Consider the following 22,835-nt stretch of genomic DNA (forward strand, 5'->3'; position numbering starts at 1 on the left):
TTGGAGTTCGCAACTGATTGGCAGGAGCAGACAGTTCGCCGGTTAGTGTAGGACTTTTCATACGTGACTCCAGGCAACCGACGAAGAACCACGCAAGACTTCACCCATCGCGGCTGTCTCGAGTGGCCGACTGATCAAGTACCCCTGCACTTCATCGCAACCATGGGCTTTCAGGAAATCCAGTTGCCCTGCGTTCTCGACCCCTTCGGCAACCACCTTCAGGTCAAGACTGTGGGCCATGGCGATGATGGCGCGGGTGATCGCAGCATCCTCGGAACCTTCACCGAGGCCGCGAATGAATGCCTGATCGATCTTCACGTAATCCACCGGAAAGCGCTTCAGGTAGCTCAAAGATGAATAGCCCGTACCGAAATCGTCAATGGTCAGCTTTACCCCCAGCTCCCGCAGTTGGCGGAACGTACTGATAATGTGCTCAACACTGTCGAGCAACTGACTTTCTGTCAGTTCGAGCTCCAGGAATTCAGGCATCAGACCGGTTTCGTCGAGCACCTGACGAACCAGGGTGACCAATTTGCCTTGCCTCAATTGGTGCACGGACACATTGACCGAGACTCGGATCGGCACCCACCCACAGCGCTGCCATTCTCGGGCCTGTCGACAAGCACGCCGCAAGACGAATTCGCCGATATCACTGATCAGACCAGACTCTTCAGCCAAGCCGATGAAATCCCCGGGAGGGACCATGCCATGCACCGGATGGTGCCAGCGGACCAGCGCTTCGGCAGAGTTCAGCCGCCCAGATGCCAGATCGAGCTTGGGTTGGTAATACACCGTGAGCTGCCCTTCCTCGATGGCACGCCGCAACTGGATTTCCAGCTGCAATGTCTCCAATGTCCGAGCCTGCAGACGCTCGGTATAAAACTGGAAATTGTTGCCTCCCAAATGCTTGGCGTGTTGCATCGCCATGTTGGCTTGAGTGACCAGCGTCGAAACGTCGCGTGCAGAATCCGGGAACAGCGCGATGCCGATCGATGCACTGACCACTAACTCGTGCCCGGCCACCGACAGAGGGGAGCGCAGTTTGGCCAGCAAACGCGTGGTGATCCGGGCAAGCGTCGTCAGGTTGCCCTGGGCATCCAGCAAAATCGCGAATTCGTCGCCAGACAACCGTGCGATGGTGTCCGCCTCCGCCAATGCTGCACTCAAGCGCCGTCCCACTTGGCGCAGCAACTGATCGGCGATGTCGTGACCCAGGCTGTCATTGAGCAAGGTGAAGCGGTCCAGATTGATGTGCAGCAGCGCCAGCGAACGCCCACCCTGACGCACACGCTGGTTCGCCTCGCGCAGACGTTCATTGAACAGTGCCCGATTCGCCAGACCGGTGAGCGCGTCGTAATGGGAGAGGTAGCGCGCGCGCTCTTCGAATTGCCGGGCAAGCTCTCGATTGAGCGCTTCGCTGTTGGCTTGCGCCTGCTGCAAGTGTTCGATCAGGGCCAGATTCTGGAAACGCCGCATCAAGCCGCGCTGAATCACTCGGTTGACCTGCGCCGCGACGACGATCAGCGCCAAGAGAAGGATCAACCCCAGCCAGCCCCAGCCTCGCAAGCGAATGTCGCCGCTCCAGAACAGGTAAACCACTGGCGGCAACAGGCAAGGCACGGCGAAGGTCAGAAATGCCGGAATGCTCGCAGCGTAAGCCACGCTTGCCGAGAGGGTCGCGGCACCGATAAGGCCGAACACCCACGCCTGTTGCACGAAGCTTTCCGTCGGCACGAGCACCAGCGCCGCGGTGGACAGCGTCAGACCGCTCACACAGGCTCCCGCCAGAAACGTACGTTTCCAGACCGGATCGGCCTGCCGGTCTGACGAGGCGGCGCGAAAGGCTGCCACCTGAAGAATGCGCAGGCACACCAGTGCAGACAGCCAGCCTACCCAGATGCCGACCAGCACATAGCGCTCCGGGCTCCAGAGCAACCAGGCACACAGCAAACCATTGATGAACATGAACAGGGTTGGCAGCATCGAGCCTTGATAGAGAAGACGGATGCGTGCGGCCGCAAGCTGAGTGGCGTAACGCTTGCGAATGACAGAAGGTGTCGCCACGGCGTCGGCCGGGGCTGCTGGGCGGGTAGTCATGGCGATTCTTATAATTAGCGGCCTTGAACGTCAGCGGAGCATACACAAGCGGCTGACCAGACCAAACAGTCAGCACAATAAAATGCGTGAACGGTCGGCCGACGAGCGCGGGTACAGGCGCAGGTCGCCGCCTTCGCCCGTGGGAACGGAAGGTGGCGGGCGATTTAACGACCGGCCAGCGTTAGGGTTTGCCCGCTCTCCTCCCGCACCCTAGAATGCGCCGATGCATAACGACGACCTCTCCCTTCTGCTCAACTCCCTCAACGATGCCCAACGCCAGGCGGTCGCCGCTTCGGTAGGGCGTCAGTTGGTCCTAGCTGGCGCTGGCTCCGGCAAAACCCGCGTGCTCGTGCACCGCATCGCTTGGCTGATCCAGGTGGAGAACGCTTCGCCGCATTCGATCCTGTCGGTGACGTTCACCAACAAGGCCGCGGCCGAAATGCGCCATCGGATCGAGCAGTTGATGGGCATCAACCCGGCGGGTATGTGGGTGGGCACGTTCCACGGGCTGGCGCACCGCTTGCTGCGCGCGCACTGGCAGGAAGCGGGGCTGAACCAGAACTTCCAGATCCTCGACAGCGATGATCAGCAACGGCTGGTCAAACGCGTGATCCGCGAAATGGGGCTGGACGAGCAGAAGTGGCCCGCGCGTCAGGCGCAGTGGTTCATCAACGGTCAGAAAGACGAAGGCTTGCGGCCCAAGCACATTCAAGCGTCCGGCGACCTGTTCCTGAGCACCATGAAGGCAATCTACGAGAACTATGAGGCGGCCTGCCAGCGGGCCAGCGTCATCGACTTTTCGGAACTGCTGCTCCGTGCCCTGGACCTGTGGCGCGACAATCCAGGCCTGTTGGATCACTATCAACGCCGCTTCCGTCACGTACTTGTGGACGAATTCCAGGACACCAACGCCGTGCAGTACGCCTGGTTACGTCTGCTGGCCAAGGGCGGCGACAGCCTGATGGTCGTCGGTGACGACGATCAGTCCATCTACGGCTGGCGTGGGGCAAAGATCGAAAACATCCATCAGTATTCCGATGATTTCCCGGACACCGAAGTCATCCGCCTGGAGCAGAACTATCGCTCCACCGCCAGCATCCTGAAGGCCGCCAATGGGCTGATCGTCAATAACAGCGGGCGCCTGGGCAAAGAGCTGTGGACGGACGTGGGCGATGGCGAACTGATCAGCCTGTACGCGGCGTTCAACGAACAGGACGAAGCGCGCTACGTGGTCGAAACCATCGAAAGTGCGATCCGCAACGGGCTGTCGCGCAGCGACATCGCCATTCTCTATCGCTCCAACGCCCAGTCCCGGGTCCTTGAAGAAGCCTTGCTGCGCGAGCGTATTCCCTATCGTATCTACGGTGGCCAGCGCTTCTTCGAGCGCGCCGAGATCAAGAACGCCATGGCCTACCTTCGCCTGCTTGACGGCCGGGGTAACGACTCCGCGCTGGAGCGGGTGATCAACGTCCCGCCACGCGGCATCGGCGAAAAAACCGTCGAGGCCATCCGCGAACATGCGCGTCATGCCGATGTGTCCATGTGGGAGTCCATGCGGCTGTTGATCGCCAATAAAGGTCTGACCGGCCGGGCAGCCAGTGCGCTGGGCGCGTTCATCGAACTGATCGAGAACCTTTCGGCCAAGGTCGTGGACATGCCGCTGCACCTGATGACCCAGACGGTGATCGAACAATCCGGCTTGATCACTTACCACCAGGAAGAGAAAGGCGAGAAAGGCCAGGCCCGGGTGGAAAACCTTGAAGAACTGGTCAGCGCGGCCCGTGCTTTTGAAAACAGCGAAAGCGAGGAAGACTTGACCCCGCTGGCCGCTTTCCTGGGGCATGCCTCCCTGGAGGCGGGGGACACCCAGGCCGACGAGCACGAAGACAGCATTCAACTGATGACATTGCACAGCGCCAAGGGGCTTGAGTTCCCTTACGTGTTTCTCGTCGGCATGGAGGAAGGGTTGTTCCCGCACAAGATGAGTCTGGAAGAACCGGGCCGTCTGGAAGAGGAACGCCGTCTGGCTTATGTGGGCATCACCCGCGCGATGCAGCACCTAGTGCTGACCTATGCCGAAACCCGGCGTCTATACGGAAGCGAAACCTATAACAAGGTGTCGCGTTTCGTACGCGAGGTTCCACCGAACCTGATTCAGGAAGTGCGTTTGTCCAACAGTGTGTCGCGCCCTTTCGGTGGCTCGAAGACCATGGCACCGAGCCGACTGTTCGATGGCGAAGGCATACCGCAAAGCCAGTTCTCCTTGGGTCAGCGGGTGCAGCACGCTGTTTTCGGCGAGGGCGTGATTCTGAATTTCGAGGGCTCCGGTGCACAGGCGCGCGTTCAGGTGAATTTTTCCGAAGGCAGCAAGTGGCTGATGCTGGGTTACGCGAAGCTGGAGCCGGTTTGACGCTCGGCGTGGCTTCGTAGAAGCGCGCTTGCGCGGGATTGTGGTGTGTCTGTATGCAACGACGTGTCAGGCAAATAGCAATCGCGGGCAAGCGCGTTACCACACTGGCCGACACACCTACGCTTGCATTCCTACGCATGGCCCCCATCTTTCCTACAGAACTTTCTCCGTAGCCCTACAACCCAAGTCTTATAGGCGCTATTGAGATCCACGCAAAAGCCAGAAACATTTGGTCGCTGGTCAGACACAGTCGTCCTGTTCAATATGGCGCGCGTGCAATCCACAAACGGGAATTCCCACTATGCAACGTTTTCTTAGCATCGCCCTGGCGCTGGTCATCGGACTCACCATGAGTCTGGACGCCAACGCCGCGCGTTTTGGTGGCGGCAAGAGCATGGGCTCGGCGCCGACTCACCAGGCGCGTCAGACTGCCCCTTCTGCCCCTGCCGCTGCTCCTAACGCCGCCGGACGTCCTGCGCCCGCCGCAGGCGGTGCTTCCAAATGGTTGGGCCCGCTGGCCGGTATCGCCGCCGGTGGCCTGCTGGCCTCCATGTTCATGGGTGGCGGTTTCCAGGGCATGCAGTTCTTCGACATCCTGATCATGGCGATCATCGCCTTCGTCATCTTCCGCTTCATCGCAGCTCGTCGTCGCAAGCAGCAGCCGCACATGGCTCCGGCTGGCGCGCCGTACCAACGTGAAACCGTGGAACAGCCTGCGCAGAACAACCACTCGATGTTCGGTGGTTCGAGCGCCGCCGCGCCACGTCCGGTCATCAACGCACCGGCCTGGTTCAACGAGGAGCGCTTCGTCGAAGCCGCACGTACGCACTTCCAGTCCCTGCAACAACACTGGGACGCGAACGAGATGGACAAGATTGCTGAATTCGTGACCCCGCAAATGCTGCAGTTCCTCAAAAAGGAACGTGCCGACCTGGGTGACGCCTTCCAATCGACGTACATCGACAACCTGACCGTTCAACTGGAAGGTGTCGAAGACCGCGCTGACAAGACCATCGCAACGCTGACATTCAATGGCGTGGCGAAGACCTCGCGCTTTGACCAGGGCGAAGTGTTCAGCGAAAGCTGGAACATGGAGCGCGCCCCGGGCGAGAACCAGCCTTGGCTCGTAGCGGGTATCCGCCAGAACGGCTGAAACTCTTCCAGGCTTCGCTAATCCAAAACCCCGACTGCGATCGGGGTTTTGTTTTTCAGGGGCCGCAGTTAATTTGGTGTCGGCTTTAAGCTACTGTATAAACCGCGCATATCGTTAGAGGGTCCACGTCGTGGAAGAAGTTATCGAACAACTCCGTGAAGCCAATGAGCCGGTCCCCGTCCCGCTTGAGCTGCCGGACGAAGATCAGCTTGTCGAAATCGAAGAAGAGCTGTTCATCAACATTCCTTTCGTCTTCAAGGAATTCCTGCTGAATGTCAGTGACGTGGTGTACGGCAGCCTGGAGCCTGTGACCGTTACCGATCCCGGTTCGCACACTTATCTTCCGGAAGTGGCGGCCAACGCATGGGACGCCGGTGTTCCACGTGACCTGATCCCGATCTGTCAGGACGGTGAGGATTACTACTGTGTCGAGGAAGACGGCACCGTCGTGCTCTGGTCGGGCGACGAGGAGCTTGTCACTGAAGAAAGCTGGGAGTCGGTCTGGCACTGGGCACGAGACGTCTGGCTGGAAAGCTGAGACGAATCTACGCATGCCAACCAGCGGCCTTCAGCGGCTCAGTGCTCTGAAGGCTCCTGATGATTACCCAGCGTCTCCAGCAACGCGATCTGCATCCGCGTGTGCACGCGAATGAACCAGCGCCATAGCACCGCGGCCACTACGCCCGCCACGCCCACGATCAACAACAGCCATTCGCTCGTTGGCAACATGCTCGCCGACAGCAAGGCGATCAACAGGAAAATCACCATCAGCGACAGCAGCGGGATCACTTCGGCGATCACCCGCCGGACACGCTCTGTGTGACGTCCGGCCATTTCCGGCTTCACGCTCATCTCGGCCAGTAGCATCGACAAGGCCTTGAGCTTGCGATACGCCGCGATCAGGAAAGGTAGCGACAACAGAAGCGAGGCGCCCCAGATCCAGGCTTTCTGTTGGCCGGGGTCCGTCACCCACTCGCTGAAATAGTCGCCTATGCGCTCAGCGAAATACGCGCCACAAAAGAAGATCGCCACGACCAATGCCAGATTGACGCCTACCTGCAGCAGAATCTTGCGAATCATCGAGGCCAGCAAAGCGCTTTGGCCTTGAGGCTGGATGCTGCGCAGCCATTCCCCGTACAGCCCAAACACCCGCGCCATACGCGTGGGTACGACCCTCCCGAACGTGTGAGAAAGCGGATCGGCCGCACGAATCAAATAGGGCGTGAGCAAGGTGGTGATGGCTGAAACGGCCACTGCCACGGGGTAAAGAAAATCGCTGGTGACCTGGAGCGTCATCCCAAGGGCGGCGATGATGAAAGAAAATTCGCCGATCTGTGAGAGCCCCATTCCGACGCGTAGCGAGGTTTTGCCATCATTGCCTGCAATGAACGCCCCGAGGCCGCAAGACAGCATTTTGCCCAACACCACGGCGACCGTAATGACGACAATCGGCCAGGCGTATTCGACGAGAATGTTCGGGTCGATCAACAGGCCGATGGCGACAAAGAAGATGGCGCTGAACATGTCCCGAATGGGCTCGACCAGGTGTTCTATCTTTGCCAGCTGCCTCGACTCGGCCATGATCGCGCCGATCAGGAAAGCGCCCAGCACCATACTGTACTCAAGCTTGACCACGAGCAGACAGAACCCGAAGCACAGCCCCAGCACCGTGACCAGCAGCATTTCATTGCTCTGGAATTTCGCGACGTAGGCCAATAAGCGCGGCACCAGCAGAATGCCGATGACCAGGGCCACGATCATGAACAGCGACAACTTGCCGACCGTGGAAAAGACCTCACCCGAACTGACCGTGCCACTGACCGCGATGCCCGACAACAAGGCGATGATGCCGATGCCCAGAATGTCTTCGACGATCAGCACACCGAAAATCAACTGAGCGAAGCGTTGGTTCTTCATCTTCAAGTCGTTGAGGGCCTTGACGATGATGGTCGTAGAGGAGATCGCAAGGATTGCCCCCAGGAACAGCGAGTCCATCGTGCTCCAGCCAAAAAACTGGCCGATTTCATAACCGATCCAGATCATCAGCATGATTTCCAGAAACGCTGCGATGAAGGCCGTCGCGCCGACCTTGAGCAGCTTGCGCAAGCTGAACTCCAGGCCAAGGCAGAACATCAGGAAGATGACCCCCAGCTCGGCGAGTGTCTTGATGGTTTCTTCGTCGTGGATGAGGCCGAACGGCGGTGTGTGGGGCCCGATGATGAAGCCCGCCACAATGTAGCCAAGAACCACCGGTTGCTTGAGACGATGAAACAGGACGGTCACCACGCCCGCCACCAACATGATGACTGCCAGATCCTGAATGAAACCGATGGCATGCATGGCGTGGCTCCTTGTAACTGCGAGAAGGTGGCGCTATCGAGAAAAATACGGACGACTGCTGTACGACAATTCGTTAGCAGGGCCAGAATCTTCTGGTCGGAACGCAGGAATTACCCCATCCAAGGGTTTCCGCAGGTTAACACCGCGCAAAAGCGGATAAAGCCGGTGCAATATATGGAAACAGATCGACACCGGGCGTGACGGAAAACCCGCTGCCAGCGTCCCGGTAACGTCGGTTTTGATGGCCGCATTGCATTCGAACACCCCTACGAGGTGTCAATTGACTCAACCTGACCGTGAGCACGCTATGGAACCCGGAAACGCCCAGCTGTCGATGACTGTATTGATGACCCCGGACATGGCCAACTTCTCTGGCAACGTGCACGGCGGCACCCTGCTCAAATACCTCGACGAAGTCGCCTACGCCTGCGCCAGCCGTTACGCGGGGCGTTATGTGGTGACGCTGTCGGTGGATCAGGTGATTTTCCGCGAGCCGATCCATGTCGGTGAGCTGGTTACCTTCCTGGCCTCGGTGAACTACACCGGCAACACGTCAATGGAAGTCGGTATCAAGGTGGTCACGGAGAACATTCGCGAACGCTCCGTTCGCCACACCAATAGCTGCTTTTTCACCATGGTGGCCGTTGACGACCAGCGCAAGCCGGCCAGTGTCCCGCCCCTCACACCAGAAACCAGCGAAGGCAAGCGTCGTTACGTGCAAGCACAACAGCGCCGCCAGATTCGTCAGGAGTTGGAGAAGCGGTATCGCGAGATTCGCGAAGACGGGGTTTGATGGAAATCGTTGGCGTTTGAAAGCCCCCATAGCGGAGTCATCCGCGATGACGTTTGATCGTCCCCATTCTCTGCGTGGGTAAGCATCCCGTGACGCTCTGCGTCACCCCGGCGATGGACGCAGAGCGTTCAGAACGGCATTCCCACGCAGAGCGTGTGAACGATCATGTGCCTATCAAACATCCAGCCGGGTTGCCTCAAACCTGACCCTCGGGTGGGCAATCCTGTCCTGCGCCCGAACCAGTTCGAGCTCGTAACTGGCGCAAGCTTGGGTTTCCAGCAGCACTTCATGCACCGCTGAGGCCGCAAACTCAAAGGCGCTGCGCAGATCCTCGCCGAGCAGCACCTTGCCGAGGAACAAACCGGACGTGAGATCACCCACGCCCACCGGTTGCCGAGGAAACGCCAGCAGCGGCCGACGCAAGTGCCAGCTTTCGTGCTCGGTCACCAGCAGCATCTCGAAGCTGTCAGCTGGCTTGCCAGGGTAGGCGAGGTGTTTGACCACCACGGCTTTCGGCCCCTTGGCGAGCAGCGCGCGAGCCATCGCCAGGCAATCGGACAGTCCGCTGGGTTTGCGTCCAGAAAAACTGTCCAGCTCAAGCTGGTTCGGGCACAGGTAATCCGCGACGGCCGCCGCTTCTTCCAGCAGAAAATCACTGACCTCCTGGGGCACGATGCAACCCTTCTCCGGGTGGCCCATGACCGGGTCACACAGATACACCGCGCGAGGATTGGCACGTTTGATTTGCGCCACCGCTGCCAGAATCGCTCGTCCCTGAGCCGCACTGCCCAGATAGCCCGACAAGACCGCATCGCAATTGCCCAACTCGCCAATGGCCGCGATGCCTTCCACGAGGGCCGGAATCTGCTGCGGCGTCAGCACTTCGCCACTCCAGTGTCCATACTGGGTGTGATTTGAGAACTGTACGGTATTCAGCGGCCAGACGTTGATGCCGATACGCTGCATAGGAAAGACGGCCGCGCTGTTGCCAGCGTGCCCGAAGACCACATGGGACTGGATTGCGAGTAGGTGAGGCGAACGTTTCATGACAGGTTCCTGAGGCCGGGAAAGCACAGTAGTAGCGATGCCGGACGAAGTGAAGCGAAATTAAACCATCGGGCTATGGCTGTCGGCGACCTGACGCAGTTAAGCTGGACATCTTCTGTTGGAGCTCTCTTTTCATGCTGACCCTGGGCAACATTTTCGTCCTGATGCTGCTGGCGACCGCTGGCGCATGGCTGTGGCATTCCCATGGTCTGCGTGAACGGGCTTTGGAGCGTGTCAAACAGCACTGCGCCAAGCTCGATCTGGAACTGCTCGACGGCAATGTCGCGCTGCGGCGGCTCACCTTCAAGCGCGACAATGAAGGCCGCAAGCGGCTGGCCCGCGTGTACACCTTCGAATTCACTGTGACGGGTGAGCAACGTCACCCCGGCACCCTCACGATGTTCGGCGCCCACACCGCCCAAATCGAACTGGCGCCCTACCCGTTCGAGATCAAAGACCCCAAGCCGACGGCCGAGATCATCCAGCTCAGTGAATGGCGGCAGGAACACAACAAGTGGAAACAGTGATCGGCGTGGATAACGGGCGCTAGACCAGGCAGGCCCTGATCTGCGCAGATAACGCCCCCTCGTCTTTAGGCTCGTCGAAGATCAACTCCAGGCGCGAGTCCTTGCGCCACTCACTCGTCGTCCATTGGACTTCACTGCCTGCCAACGCATTGCCGGACACCCAGCCCTTATGGCTGTGGATAACCAACTTCGCCCGCCGCCAGTCGAGGCTTCGCAGCCAAGCTTGCACTTTGGACGCATCGAATGAACGGTCCGGGTGCCAGCGCCAGCCGATGCTCCAGCCCTCCACCTGCCGCTGGCTCAGGCAGATCGGCTCCAGGGGGTCGCTCCAGACGGCGGGCAACTGCGCCAGGCTCCTGGCCATGACCAAGCTGTCCCCACCCTCGGTTGCTCGATGATCGCGCCCCGGTAATCGATCCAGCGGCACGACCCCCGCCTCGGCCCACCAGATGGGACGATCGGGGAGCATCCCCAAGACCGCTCGCTTGTTCACGTCATCCAGTGCCGCCGACTTGTTGAGGACCAACAGTCCGGCGTCTTGCGCAGCGTCTCGCTGTGCCGGAGGTAAGGGGGTTCCGGCTGCGAGGGCCTGACTGTCCAGTACGATGACGCTGGGTTGCACGGCAAGCACACCGCGCCAGGGTGCCTCGCGCAATTGAGCCATCAGTTGCGCTGGGTGGCCGAGCCCGGAGGGCTCGATGAATAGTCGATCCGGTTGCGCCTTGCGAAGCAGACGACCCAGGCCGATCTGAAACGGTGCGCCATTGACACAGCACAGGCAGCCTCCAGCCACCTCACCCAGTGCGATACCATCCTCAGCCGTGGTCAGCAGTGCGGCATCCAGCCCGATCCGACCGAACTCGTTGATCAGAATCGCCCAGCGTTCATTGCCCGGCTTCTGCGACAACAGGTGCTTGATGAGGGTAGTCTTGCCTGCGCCCAATGGGCCGGCAATGACATGGGTAGGAATGTTCTGCAGCATGTCCGACCATTGTTCAACGTGGCTCCTCAGCGGAGCGCAGATGGAGATTATCGATGCGAGCAAGCGGGCTGCCCGCGCCACTGGCGATGCTGCTGATGGCCGTGATGTCGAGCCAAGTGCGGGCCGAATCCTGTGTGGTCCATAGCCAGGCCGAGCGGCTTGACGTCAAGGTCTGCCAGGAAAACCTCACCATCCCGCCCGAGCTGTTTCATGACGGCTTTTGCAAACCGCAGCTCAAGGATCAAAAGGTTGAAGTGACCTTCCTGGATCAGTGCCCGAGCGGCTCGTTCGGCCAATGCAGCAACGCGCAAGTCGCCAATATGCCTTATCGACAGAACATTCACTATTACGGGGTGGCCAGCGATGCCGCTTTTCTCAAGCCCTTCTGTGAACAGCAGAGCAAAGGCATCTGGAAAGCGCCGTGATCGCAGCGGGCGTTGATCCAGGGTAGCGAGCGGACTCGCGACGCGTCAGGTACGTTGATACCTTGTTCATCGCATTCGGTTCGAGCCGCGCTCGTGAGCCCGTTGCGCCCCTAAGGCTTTCTGTATCAAGCCGCCTCGCCATGCCAGTCACCGAACGGATCGGCGAGTTGAGCCCAACCCTCTACCCCGGCCGCCATTTCGACGTCCGTCAGCAGGCAGGCATCTAGCTCAGCGTTGAGGCGCGCAAAATCGATGTTCTGACCAATGAACACCAATTCCTGGCGGCAATCGCCACTCTGCGCCATCCAATTGCGCATGATGACTTCTGTGCTTTCCTCGTCCTGTGGCCAGTGCTCTTTGGGGACAAACCGCCACCAGCGGCCAGCAAAGCCGTAACGCATCAAGCCGCCGGCCTGCGACCAACTGCCGGCCTCCTGATGTTTGTTCGCCAGCCAGAAGAACCCCTTGGAGCGCAGCAACCTGCCGTTGGTCCACTCGCCATTGATGAAGTCGAAGAACCGTTGCGGGTGGAACGGGCGACGGGCGCGATAGGCGCCCGAGGCGATGCCGTATTCCTCGGTTTCGGGAACGTGCTCGCCTCGCAATTCCTTCAGCCAGCCCGGCGCTTGCGCGGCGCGCTCGAAGTCAAAACGGCCCGTGTCGAGGATCTTTCCAAGCGGCACCGCGCCCATCACCATCGGCAGGATCTCTGCCTGATGGTTGAGACGCTTGAGAATGGCCATCAATTCCTGACGATCACTGGTGCTGATCAAGTCGATTTTGCTGATCAGGATGACGTCGGCAAACTCGACCTGTTCGATCAACAGATCGGTGATCGAGCGTTCATCCTCGTCCCCCAGCGTCTCGCCCCGGGTCGCGAGGCTTTCGGCGGCTTGGTAGTCCTGCAGAAAATTCAGCCCGTCGACCACCGTCACCATGGTGTCGAGCCGCGCGACATCGGCCAGGCTCTGCCCGGTCTCGTCGCGAAAGGTGAACGTCTCAGCGACAGGAAGGGGTTCTGAGATCCCCGTGGACTCAATGAGCAGGTAGTCGAAGCGACCCTCATTGGCCAGACGGCTGACCTCTTGAAGCAGGTCCTCGCGCAACGTGCAGCAGATGCAGCCATTACTCATTTCCACGAGTTTTTCTTCTGCACGGTTGAGGCTGACATTGCGCTGGACTTCGCTGCCATCAATGTTGATTTCGCTCATGTCATTGACGATCACCGCGACCCGCAGGTTTTCACGGTTGCGCAAGACATGGTTAAGGAGCGTACTTTTACCGGCACCGAGAAAGCCGGACAGGACGGTAACGGGAAGACGGTTCATGAAGGTCTCATCAGGTAGCAGGTTCGGACGCTTTTTACGTTATAGTATAACAATACTAATCTGCTAACTTTTTTTACAAGGACCGCTCAATGGTCAGGGTTTCCCACATCGTTGTCGGTTTAGTCGTGATACTGGGCACGCCGGTCATGGCTGCGCCACCTTCACCTAAGCTGACTCGAGCGCTGTGTACCCGCAGCGCCACGCTTCTGGCGTGCGTTGATGCCTACGACAACCGCTACAACGTGGCGATGTCGGGCACCACCCTCTACTTGCGCGGCTTCGAAAGCGCAGGCAATCGCAGTTGGGCGCAGACCAACAGTCGCTATGGCGCGCTGACGTTTTTTACGGGGCTGGCCTCGGACGGGGAAGCGTGGGTGGGGACCATCCAGAAAGTCGGCTGGACGACGATCAGCCGGGTCTCCAGCTCCAGCGGCACTCGGAGCAGGATCACCTGCGATCGGGTCATGGGCTGCCGCTGAAGAGGCGCGGGTCAGGCCTCACATCACGCGAGGGCCTGCTCCGCCGCTTTCTGCTCCTGCCGCCAGGCGATGTACGACCCCAGCGGCGGATTGCGCTCGAAGTACTGCTTCATACCTTCGAACAAGCCGTCGGCCACGGCTTGCTGGTGACGCGCCGTGACCAGGCGCTGGCTGTCGCGGGTATTGGAGATGAAGCCCGTTTCGACCAGAATCGACGGGACGTCGGGGGATTTCAACACCGCAAACCCCGCCTGCTCCACGCGCTTCTGATGCAATGTGGTGATGCCCTCCAAGCTGCCCAGTACCGAATGTCCCAACTGCAGGCTGGCGGCGATGGTCGCGTTCATTGACATGTCGAGGATCACCCCCGCAAGCATCGGATCCTTGTCCTTGAGATTGAGCAGGCTGTTGGCGCCGATCAGATCGGCGTCGTTTTCACGCTGAGCCATAAAACGGGCGGTGGCCGATGTGGCGCCGGTTTCCGACAACGCGAACACCGAAGCGCCGGAGGCGGTGAGCCGGGGTGCTGCGTCCGCGTGAACAGAGATAAACATGTCGGCGTTGTATTTACGAGCGATGTCGACGCGCTTGCGCAGTGGCACGAAAAAGTCATCGTTGCGCACCATGCGCACGTCAAAACCCTTCTCACGCTTCAGGCGCTTGGCGAGCAACTGTGCGATGGAAAGCACTACGTCTTTCTCACGTTCGCCTTTGGAGCCGACCGCACCAGGGTCCTTGCCACCATGACCGGCGTCGACCACCACCATGATGTCGCGCTTGGGGTGCGCCTTGTCGGCGACGGGGGCTGGTTGCTTGATCACGGCCGCCGGCGCGGCAGCGAGTTGTACAGGCGGATGGGCTGCAACCTCGTGCCCTAAGTCCAGCACCAGTCTGTTGCCCTGGGCGCCATCCGGGCCAAGGAGAAAGCTATTGAGTTGAACCGGCGAGACCAGGTCAAGCACGATGCGCGTATCGCCTTGGCCAAAGTGGCCTGAACGAATGCCCTTGATCGGTGTGTTTTCCAGGGCGAGTTGGCTGAAATTGCCCTCCAGGCGCGCGCCACTGATGTCGATGATGATGCGCTCAGGCGCACTCAGCGTGAACGTCTTGTACTGCACCGGTCCACTGAGATCGAAAACCAATCGCAATTTGCTTTCGGAACGCCACAGGCGGGCATTACGAATCTGCGTGGCATTGACGGAGAAAGGAAGCGCAAAGGCGGCGCTTGCCAACAGCATATTGAGCAGCATCTGACGTCGGTGCATGACACGTTCCGAAAGAAGATGAGATTCTTCGCAACAATATAACATGCCGGCAACGCGGTGAAGATGAAGCTTTTGATAGGTTCTGCCCTGGATTTATCACTCAAAACAACGGGTAACGGCAAAAAACTCAGGTGAAACAACAAGATGTTCCACGTGGAACATCAGACCGTGTTCGAGCTGAAAAAGAAATGCCCCGGCGAACGGGGCATTCGGACGAACGGTCTATCAGGTGCGGGGCTTGACTGCCCCACAGTTCTGTCCAAGCCAAACCGCTTTGGTGTCCATGCTGCCGTTTTGCTGTTGCCCGGTCGCATTGAAAGAGCCCACGACATGGGTGGTGAACTGACGATCGCTCTGGAACTGCGCAACGCCAGTGCCCTGAGCTCTGGGGCAACTGAATTCGAATTTCCAAGTCGGCCCATTGCGATCAGTGATCCGCTGAGTGCAGCCCGTCTTGGGGTCGGTCAGCGGGATCTGTTCATTTTTAACCTGCTCCGGGGTAAGGCATACGCGAACGCCTTGGCCGCCCAGGATAATGCCTTGCTTGGCGAGCATTTGCTCCATGGCCGCGCGTTGCTGGGGGGCCATCATTTGCAGTTGAGCAAGCATGACTTGCATGTCGGGCATCTGCTGGCCGTCCACCTGCATATTGCTAGACGTCAGCTCCCACAAGCCGGGCTGCAGCACCTGCGCCTGGGCGAAGGGCGCAGCCAGACAAACCATCAACGCCATGACGCGCTTTTTCATGAACATGTTCCTTTATCTGCTGAAGCAAACGAAATGTGGCCGCGTAACAGGGTGGCCCGCCGATGACGCTTAGACGGCAGATCTTCTGGCCAGTTGCAGGCCAAAGAAAATAGCGACAATCCCAGCGCACTGTGGTCTGTTAGGCACTAGGCCAACAGGATAAGGTCGCGCATGGACTATCACAGCCCGTATTTTTTTGGCTACTTGCTTGGCTTTACGCACCTCATTGGCATCGTAGCAGCGATTCACGCGCTGCTGACCGTACGCACGGCACAAGGCTCGATCGCCTGGGCGATGCCGTTGATCTTCATCCCTTACGTCACGCTGATTCCCTATCTGGTGTTCGGCCGAAGTACCTTCGATGCCTACATCAAAGCGCGGCGGCAGGCCAACGAGGAGATGCGTAACGCAATTGTCGACTTCAACTGGAAACCCTGGATTGAAGAGGCGGTGGCCGCACGACGCTCAGCCGCTTATGAATCCTTGCGCGCGATGCCGAAGCTGGGGCGCATGCCGTGTCTGGCCAACAATGAGGTAAAACTGCTGATCGACGGCGACATGACGTTCTCCGCCATCTTCGAAGCCATCCGTTCCGCCAGCCGGGTTGTGTTCGTAGAGTTTTTCATCATCCATGACGACGACCTCGGGCGGCGCTTGCAATCCTTGCTGCTGGAAAAAGCGGCTGAAGGCGTGGAAATCTTCGTGCTCTATGACCGCATTGGCAGCCACGCCTTGCCCGCTCGCTACGTCGAGACGCTGCGGGCGGGCGGCGTGAAAGTGAAAGCTTTCGCTACGCGCGGGGGCTGGCTCAATCGCTTCCAGATAAACTTTCGCAATCACCGCAAGATCGTCGTGGTGGACGGCGTGAAGGGGTTCGTCGGCGGGCATAACGTGGGCGATGAATACCTCGGACTGAAGCCGCCATTGGCCCCGTGGCGCGACACACATGTGTCGATCGTCGGGCCGGTGGTGGCATGCCTGCAGGAGTCTTTCGCTGAAGACTGGTTCTGGGCAACCCGAGAGTTGCCCCCTTTGATCCTGCCGGACAGCTACCCCGAAGACGGCGTGTTATGTCAGTTCCTTGCGACCGGCCCGGCCGATCGGCAAGAAACCTGCTCGCTGTTTTTCGTCGAAGCGATCCACGCGGCGACCGAACGGGTCTGGATCACCACCCCTTATTTCATTCCCGATGAAGCGGTATCGGCTGCACTGCGCCTGGCCGTACTGCGCGGTGTCGATGTGCGTCTGCTACTGCCATCGCGTCCGGATCATTACACCGTTTACGCAGCGTCCAGTCTGTTTGCCTTCGAAGCGGTGCGCGCGGGCGTGCGGATATTCCGCTACACGCCGGGCTTCTTGCATCAGAAAGTCGTCCTGGTGGACAACGAAATATCGGCCATTGGCAGCGCGAATCTGGATAACCGATCATTTCGGTTGAATTTCGAGCTCATGCTGCTCACGGTGGATGAAGACTTCGCCAGGGAGGTCGAGGCCATGTTGAGCGATGACTTCGCCCAGGCCCATGAAATCTCCATAGAGGAAAGCAAGGAAACCCATCACTTGCAGCAGTTGGGGATGCGCGTGGCGCGGCTGATCTCACCGATCCTGTAGGTCATTCTGGCGTCAGGCGGTCCGTCCGGCTGCCCGGCGCTGGCGTTTTTACCACGCCAAGCCCGACAAGCCGAACGGTTCAACGATGGCGAGTGCGCGGTCAGGGATACAGGTCATCCCGCGTCCAGGGCAGGTCATGACCACCGTCGCTACGAGGCTTGACGGCCAGGATCTGATGGAGGTTGATCCAGCCTTTCGAGAACGCATACGCGCACCCCGCCAGGTACAACCGGAAAATCCGCAGGGCCTGCTCCGGTACCATGGTCGCCGCCACGTCCAGCTTCTGCTCCAGACGCATGCTCCAATGATCGAGGGTTTTGGCGTAGTGCAGACGAAGGCTTTCCACGTCGACCACTTCAAGGCCCGCTTCGCTGATGAAGGCGGTGATCATGGCCAGGTGTGGTAATTCGCCATTGGGAAACACATAGCGGTCAATGAAGTCGCCAGCGCCGCGCCCTACCGGACGACCGTCAGTGTGCTTGGCGGTAATGCCATGGTTCATCACCAGACCGCCCTCCTTCACCGCGCCAAACAGGCATTTGGCATACAGAGCGAGGTTCGCATGACCGACGTGTTCAAACATGCCGACACTCACGACTTTGTCGAAGCGGCCATCCTGAGGCAGATCGCGGTAGTCGAGGAGTTTGAGTTCGACCCGATCCTGTAGCCCCTCTGCCTTCACTCTCTCTTGCGCCAGCGCTAATTGCTCGCGGCTCAAGGTGATGCCGAACACTTTCACGCCATATTCGCGGGCGGCGAAACGTGCCAGGCCGCCCCAGCCACAACCGACGTCCAGCAGGTATTCACCCGGCTTGAGACGCAGCTTGCGACAGAGGTGATGAAATTTATCCTGCTGGGCCTGATCGAGTGTTTCTTCGCCGGTCTTGAAGTAGGCGCAGGAGTAGACCATCTCCTTGTCCAGCCACAGCCGGTAGAAGTCATTGGACAGGTCGTAGTGATAAGAGATGGATTTCGCGTCGGTGTCCTTGTCGTGCTGGGTGCGCACCGGGGCGACACCCTCGTCCGCGTCCGCCAACGCGGCGGTCAATTCGTCGCAGACGCGCATGACTTCGCTGATCGAACCTTCCAGTTCGAGACGCCCTTCCACAAAAGCACTGCCCAAGAGGTCTAGGCTCGGGTGGGTGAAGTCGGACACCAGCGAAGGATCCTTGACGACAATCGTGACGCTGGGGTCATTCCCCAGTTCCACCTCGTTGCCGTCCCAGAGCTTGAGACGCAGGGGCAGATGAAGGTTCTGTAACGCCGGTGGTAGTTGCGCGAGCATCGAAGGTAACTCCCTGATCCAAGACAAGGAAAAGGGTAGTCCAAAACCGGCTCCAGACAGGAACCGTCAGGCTATCGGCTTAAGCGAGGGACTGCGACGAATCTGCTGCAGGGGCGGCCGCTGCTCCGCCTCAGGATTCGAGCCCATTTGAAGCCTGCTGTGTTGGAGCACCCACTCATGACTGACTCATAATTTGTTACAGAGTTCTTCAAGGCTCAAGCGAATTCGAGACCATGGCCGAGCCATCTGGAGCGCTGCCGGTCGTGGAGGCAGCGCAACCCAAGGCTTGCAAACGTTTATGAATATTTACCGATGGGCTCGTGGAAACGCAGCAGCCGCCCGGCGTTACCCAAGACCAGCAGCGTACTGAGGTTATGCAGCACAGCAGCGATCATCGCGCCCGCCGCACCGAGAACACCGAACGCTGCGAGCGCGACGATCGCCAAGGTCCACCCCAGGCCGATGATGACATTCACCTGCAAGGTGGAGCGGCATTGGCGGCTCAATCGCACACAGGTTCCCAGTCGACGCAAATCGCTGCCGATCAGCACGATATCCGCTGACGCCAACGCGATGTCGGCGCCACCGGCCCCCATCGCAACACCCACTACGCCGGCTTTCAACGCGAGTGAGTCGTTGATGCCGTCGCCTACCACCATGGGCCGGAAGCCACGACTGATCTCGCCCATGACGCGATTGAGCTTGTCTTCCGGCAAGGCTTGCGCCTGGATGTCGCCGATACCGACCTCCGCTCCCAGGCTATCGGCCACGCTCTGCCGATCACCGGTCAACAGCAGTTGCCGCCCAAGCCCCAGGTCACGTAACTCGCCAAGCGCCTGTCGCGCCTCGGGCTTGAGGCTGTCTGCCAGGAGCAGCCAGGCGAGAAACGTACCATCGATCGCCAGCCCCGCGATTGGCCCGTCATGGCCGGGGACCGGCGAAGTCGCGATTCCCAACTGGGCAAACAGCTCGGGGCGACCCAGTGCCGCCTCGCCTCGCGACGTGTGTGCGACGACGCCCAGCCCCTGACGTTCGCGGATATCTTCCAGCGGCACATGCAGGTCTTTCTCGACCAGGCCCGCCAGGGCGCGGCTGACCGGATGGCTGCTGGCCGAGCCCAGGCTGGCGGCCAGCACAAGAATGTCCTCACCCGCCCCTTCCTGCGCCAGGACGGACTGCAGGCGCAGACTGCCATAGGTCAGGGTGCCTGTTTTGTCGACCACCAACGAAGTCAGGTCCGCGAGTTCTTCGAGGAAAGCCGAGCTGCGGATCAGGATGCCGTGTCGCGCGGCCACGGCGATCCCGGCAATCGCCGTCGCCGGGGCGGACAACACGAGCGCGCAGGGGCATGCGGCGACCAGCACGGCGAGCATGGCTTGCGCGTTGTTGGTGATGAACCAGGTCACGGCAGCGATCAGTAACACCAGCACCATGTAACTGCCCGCGTAGCGTTCCAGCAGGCGCGTGATCGGCGGCTTCGAACGCTCGGCACTCTGCATCAGGGCGATGACCTTACCCAGCGTCGATTCGTGGCCAATGCGCGTGACTTCGATGCGCAGCAGCCCATCCAGGTTGATCGCGCCGCCAAACACCTCCATACCGGAGCGGGCTTCGAGGGGCACCGATTCGCCAGTAATGGGCGCCGTGTCGAGACTCGCCTGTCCCGAGATCACCCGTCCGTCCGCGGGCACACGATCCCCGGCACGCACTTCAACGCGATCACCCGCCACCAGCGAACCGTTGTCCACTTCACGAATCGAGCCGTCCGGCGCGATCAGACGCGCGTGGCTGCGAGTCAGCTTGCCAAGGGCCTGAATGGCTTCTTGCGAACCGATGACGCTGCGCTCCTCCAGCACATGGCCAAAAATCATGATGATGGGCAGCAGGGCAGCCGTCATCAGGTCGCCGGTCGCCCAAGCGCCGAGCATCGCCAGCGCGATCAGCTGGTCGGTAATGCCATGCAGGCTCGGATAGCGCAGGCTATGCCAGCCGGCACTGACCACTGGAATCGCCACCAGCAGTGAAGCGGCGCCCAGCAGCAATTGGCTGACGCCCACTTGCTCCGGCGCGAAGAACCGCCATACCAGCCCCAGCACCAGGAGTCCCAATGCCAACATGGCCAGTGTGAGTTGCCGGGCAGCGCTGCGCTGCTCGGTGCTGGTCAGCATGCTGCCAGGCGTCGCCGGTTCGGCGGAATGATGATCGTGAGCGTGGGTGTGTGCGGCTTGGCCACTCATTTGTCGGCTCCCTGAATGATCAGGCGTGAATCGTCATGGGGGTCGACCGTCGTCACCGAGCCGGCCTGCTTGAGAATTCCCGGCACCCGCTCGCGGTACAGGCGCAGCAACAGCCCGGGGTCACTCTTGTTCTGGATCGACTGGGAAAGGCCTGTTACCGCAGCCGTGTCGGTCTGCGCCTTGGCCAGCCGTTCGGAAGCCTGAGCATGGGCGACTTGCAGCAGGCGGTCCGCTTGTTGATTGGCGGCCTGGTTCTGTTTTTCGGCGGCGGTGCGCGCGTTGGCCACGGCCTGATCGGCCTGCTGACTGGCAGTGAGCACGGCGTTGAAGGCGTTCACTGCGGCCGGGGGCAGGCTGGACTGAACGTCCACCCGCACCACCTCGACACCCAGTCCGCCGCCAGTGGTGGCGAGCGCTTCGAGGCGCTGATTGATCCCCTGTACCAGATCGCCTCGCAGCCGCTCGCGCCGCTCGGCCGCCTGGCTGTCGGACCCCACCAGTTCAGGGCGCGCCACCAGAATCGTGTCCAGATCACGTGCAGCGGTGAGGCTGACCGCGCTGCGGTTGACCAGACGATCCAGCGCTGGCAGCACATGTTCGCCCTGCAGAACGAAGGCCCGGGGATCGGTAACTTTGTAGTACGCCGTTACGTCCAGTTGCACGACGCCCGCATCCCCGGTGAGGAGAAAGCCCGAGCCCGCCAGCGCATCGCTCATCGGCGTGGCGAAGCTGGTGATCTTGTCGGCAGCCAGCGCTGCGGGCGAACGCAGCAGCGTTTCAACGTGGCGCTCAATGACGCGGTCCGCCGACGGCAGCAGCACGACTTGCTCGAACGGCTGTGGCCATGCCAACAACAACCCTGCGTTCTGCACGCGATCCAGTTCACCGAAGCGAAATACCACTGCGCGATTTTGCGGATCGATCTGGCGCACGTTGGAGACCGCCCAGCCGATGGCCGCAAGCAGTGTCACCACGTACAGGCCCACAAACGCCAAACGGCTGGCTTGCAGCCACGGGCTGTTCACCGCCGGGCGCTCGATGTGCGACGCCTCATGCTCACTCATGGCTGCGTCCCGGCCTTACCGTCCTGCTTGCCTTCCGACAGCGTGGGCGGCCCGTCGACCAGCACCCGAAACGGCGCAGCGTCGGTGCGCAGGATCAACTTGGTGCTGGGGCCGACAATCGTGCCCAAGGTGTCGAGCGAGCGCAGCAAATTGTAGAGCTGCGGTGAACTGGCATAAGCCCGGCCGTATATCAGCGCCGCCTCCACGCGGGATTGCGCTTCGATATCGGCGGCTTTCACCGTGGCATCGGCCTCGACGATACGCGCGTCGCGCTCGGCGGCGGAGCGGATCTGCGCCGCTTCGCGTTTGCCGATGGCCGTACGTTCGGTGGCAATGGTTTCCCGCTCGGCGCGCATGCGATCGACCGTGGCATTGAGCGTCACTGACGGAAGCGTCAGACGCTCCACGCCCACCTGCAACACGCGCACCCCGTAGGTATCGAGCAGTTGCTTCTCGATCTGTTGCCGTAACTGGTTTTCGAAGTCACCGATGCGCACTTGATTGGCATCGGTGTTGATCAGGTTTGCCAGGTCGAAACTGGCGGCGGTCGTTTCCAGCGCCGAGCCGACGAAGGTACGGATCTGCCGCGCCGCTTCGTCCGGCTGATTCTGGACGGCGCGCATGAAGCGCTTCACGTTGTCAGGGTCGCCCTGCACCTGCCAGGCCACATAGGCTTGAACGATGATGCGCAAACCGTCACGGGTGCCGACGTCCTGCAGGCCGCTGGATGTGGTGCGCAGGCGCAAGTCCACTGGAATCGCCGCTTCGAATGGCGCGGGCCAGCGCCAGCTCAACCCCGGATCGAGGAGTACACGGGCCGGATTGCCGAAGCGAGTGATGACGGTCGCCTCGCCAGAGCGCACTTGGACCAGGCTCGCCGCGGCCACTGCAAAGGCCACCAACAACGCCGCCAGACCGGCTCGACGCCAGGGAAACCCGACCGGGCCGGCGTCTTCGCCATGATGAGAATGGCCATGATGATGCCCATGCCCGTGACCGGTATGGTCGTGATGATCGTGGGAATGAAACAGACTCAAGGAACGAC

19 protein-coding genes are annotated in these 22,835 nt (G+C 60.3%); 8 read left to right on the forward strand and 11 right to left on the reverse strand.

Going from position 1 to position 22,835, the window contains the following annotated elements:
• Positions 1-57 precede the first annotated feature (57 nt).
• Positions 58-2,097, reverse strand: coding sequence for an EAL domain-containing protein (locus N5D61_RS06565; RefSeq protein WP_279891503.1), 2,040 nt, complete (start codon positions 2,095-2,097; stop codon positions 58-60).
• Positions 2,098-2,320: 223 nt separating this feature from the next.
• Here N5D61_RS06565 and uvrD point away from each other — a divergent pair, with 223 nt between their 5' ends.
• The 3 genes from uvrD to N5D61_RS06580 all read left to right on the forward strand — a co-directional run bounded on the left by uvrD (position 2,321) and on the right by N5D61_RS06580 (position 6,198).
• Complete coding sequence (gene uvrD / locus N5D61_RS06570; RefSeq protein WP_279891505.1) at positions 2,321-4,507, forward strand: DNA helicase II; 2,187 nt, start codon at positions 2,321-2,323, stop codon at positions 4,505-4,507.
• 301 nt (positions 4,508-4,808) lie between these two features.
• Complete coding sequence (locus tag N5D61_RS06575; RefSeq protein ID WP_279891507.1) at positions 4,809-5,660, forward strand: Tim44 domain-containing protein; 852 nt, start codon at positions 4,809-4,811, stop codon at positions 5,658-5,660.
• Between the two features lie 130 nt (positions 5,661-5,790).
• Entirely contained in the window at positions 5,791-6,198 is a 408-nt protein-coding gene (locus N5D61_RS06580) for an SMI1/KNR4 family protein (protein ID WP_108236259.1), read from the forward strand.
• Positions 6,199-6,236: 38 nt separating this feature from the next.
• On the opposite strand, the gene N5D61_RS06585 is transcribed toward N5D61_RS06580, so the two are convergent.
• Complete coding sequence (locus N5D61_RS06585) at positions 6,237-8,000, reverse strand: cation:proton antiporter (RefSeq protein ID WP_279891510.1); 1,764 nt, start codon at positions 7,998-8,000, stop codon at positions 6,237-6,239.
• Positions 8,001-8,307: 307 nt separating this feature from the next.
• Between N5D61_RS06585 and N5D61_RS06590 the strand changes: the two genes are divergently transcribed.
• Positions 8,308-8,793, forward strand: coding sequence for an acyl-CoA thioesterase (locus N5D61_RS06590; protein WP_108236261.1), 486 nt, complete (start codon positions 8,308-8,310; stop codon positions 8,791-8,793).
• Between the two features lie 174 nt (positions 8,794-8,967).
• On the opposite strand, the gene pdxY is transcribed toward N5D61_RS06590, so the two are convergent.
• Positions 8,968-9,840: a pyridoxal kinase PdxY gene (gene pdxY / locus N5D61_RS06595; protein ID WP_279891512.1), complete on the reverse strand. Its 873-nt coding sequence runs from the start codon at positions 9,838-9,840 to the stop codon at positions 8,968-8,970.
• Between the two features lie 134 nt (positions 9,841-9,974).
• On the opposite strand from pdxY, the gene N5D61_RS06600 reads away from it, so the two are divergent.
• Entirely contained in the window at positions 9,975-10,367 is a 393-nt protein-coding gene (locus N5D61_RS06600) for a DUF3301 domain-containing protein (RefSeq protein WP_108236263.1), read from the forward strand.
• Positions 10,368-10,386: 19 nt separating this feature from the next.
• On the opposite strand, the gene N5D61_RS06605 is transcribed toward N5D61_RS06600, so the two are convergent.
• A complete protein-coding gene (locus N5D61_RS06605) occupies positions 10,387-11,349 on the reverse strand; it encodes a CobW-like GTP-binding protein (protein ID WP_279891514.1) in 963 nt (320 codons plus the stop codon).
• Positions 11,350-11,402: 53 nt separating this feature from the next.
• Between N5D61_RS06605 and N5D61_RS06610 the strand changes: the two genes are divergently transcribed.
• A complete protein-coding gene (locus N5D61_RS06610) occupies positions 11,403-11,774 on the forward strand; it encodes an NADH:ubiquinone oxidoreductase (RefSeq protein WP_279891516.1) in 372 nt (123 codons plus the stop codon).
• A 125-nt stretch (positions 11,775-11,899) separates the two neighbouring features.
• Here N5D61_RS06610 and zigA read toward each other — a convergent pair whose 3' ends face one another.
• Positions 11,900-13,102, reverse strand: coding sequence for a zinc metallochaperone GTPase ZigA (gene zigA, locus N5D61_RS06615; RefSeq protein ID WP_279891519.1), 1,203 nt, complete (start codon positions 13,100-13,102; stop codon positions 11,900-11,902).
• Positions 13,103-13,248: 146 nt separating this feature from the next.
• Here zigA and N5D61_RS06620 point away from each other — a divergent pair, with 146 nt between their 5' ends.
• Complete coding sequence (locus N5D61_RS06620; RefSeq protein ID WP_256601182.1) at positions 13,249-13,581, forward strand: glutamine synthetase; 333 nt, start codon at positions 13,249-13,251, stop codon at positions 13,579-13,581.
• Between the two features lie 23 nt (positions 13,582-13,604).
• On the opposite strand, the gene N5D61_RS06625 is transcribed toward N5D61_RS06620, so the two are convergent.
• Together N5D61_RS06625 and N5D61_RS06630 are read right to left on the reverse strand one after the other, a co-directional pair.
• Positions 13,605-14,846: an N-acetylmuramoyl-L-alanine amidase gene (locus tag N5D61_RS06625; RefSeq protein ID WP_279891521.1), complete on the reverse strand. Its 1,242-nt coding sequence runs from the start codon at positions 14,844-14,846 to the stop codon at positions 13,605-13,607.
• A gap of 225 nt (positions 14,847-15,071) precedes the next feature.
• A complete protein-coding gene (locus N5D61_RS06630) occupies positions 15,072-15,593 on the reverse strand; it encodes a DUF3617 domain-containing protein (protein WP_279891522.1) in 522 nt (173 codons plus the stop codon).
• A 171-nt stretch (positions 15,594-15,764) separates the two neighbouring features.
• On the opposite strand from N5D61_RS06630, the gene cls reads away from it, so the two are divergent.
• Positions 15,765-17,204 (forward strand): cardiolipin synthase, encoded by a 1,440-nt coding sequence (cls, locus tag N5D61_RS06635; RefSeq protein ID WP_279891524.1) that lies wholly within the window; start codon positions 15,765-15,767, stop codon positions 17,202-17,204.
• 100 nt (positions 17,205-17,304) lie between these two features.
• On the opposite strand, the gene cfaB is transcribed toward cls, so the two are convergent.
• From cfaB to N5D61_RS06655, 4 genes are all read right to left on the reverse strand, one after another.
• The gene (cfaB, locus tag N5D61_RS06640) at positions 17,305-18,489 is read right to left on the reverse strand and encodes a C17 cyclopropane fatty acid synthase CfaB (protein ID WP_108236271.1); all 1,185 of its coding nucleotides are present in this window, start codon (positions 18,487-18,489) and stop codon (positions 17,305-17,307) included.
• A gap of 296 nt (positions 18,490-18,785) precedes the next feature.
• Positions 18,786-20,726 carry a cation-translocating P-type ATPase gene (locus N5D61_RS06645; protein WP_279891525.1) on the reverse strand — a complete coding sequence of 647 codons (1,941 nt, stop codon included), beginning with the start codon at positions 20,724-20,726 and terminating at the stop codon, positions 18,786-18,788.
• The gene (locus N5D61_RS06650) at positions 20,723-21,790 is read right to left on the reverse strand and encodes a protease modulator HflK (protein WP_279891528.1); all 1,068 of its coding nucleotides are present in this window, start codon (positions 21,788-21,790) and stop codon (positions 20,723-20,725) included. The genes N5D61_RS06645 and N5D61_RS06650 overlap by 4 nt, the downstream gene beginning before the upstream one ends.
• On the reverse strand, positions 21,787-22,827 hold the full coding sequence (locus tag N5D61_RS06655) for a protease modulator HflC (protein ID WP_279891529.1): 1,041 nt from the start codon (positions 22,825-22,827) through the stop codon (positions 21,787-21,789). The genes N5D61_RS06650 and N5D61_RS06655 overlap by 4 nt, the downstream gene beginning before the upstream one ends.
• Positions 22,828-22,835 lie beyond the last annotated feature (8 nt).

It is taken from the genome of Pseudomonas sp. GD03842 (assembly GCF_029841165.1).
Taxonomy (GTDB): domain Bacteria; phylum Pseudomonadota; class Gammaproteobacteria; order Pseudomonadales; family Pseudomonadaceae; genus Aquipseudomonas.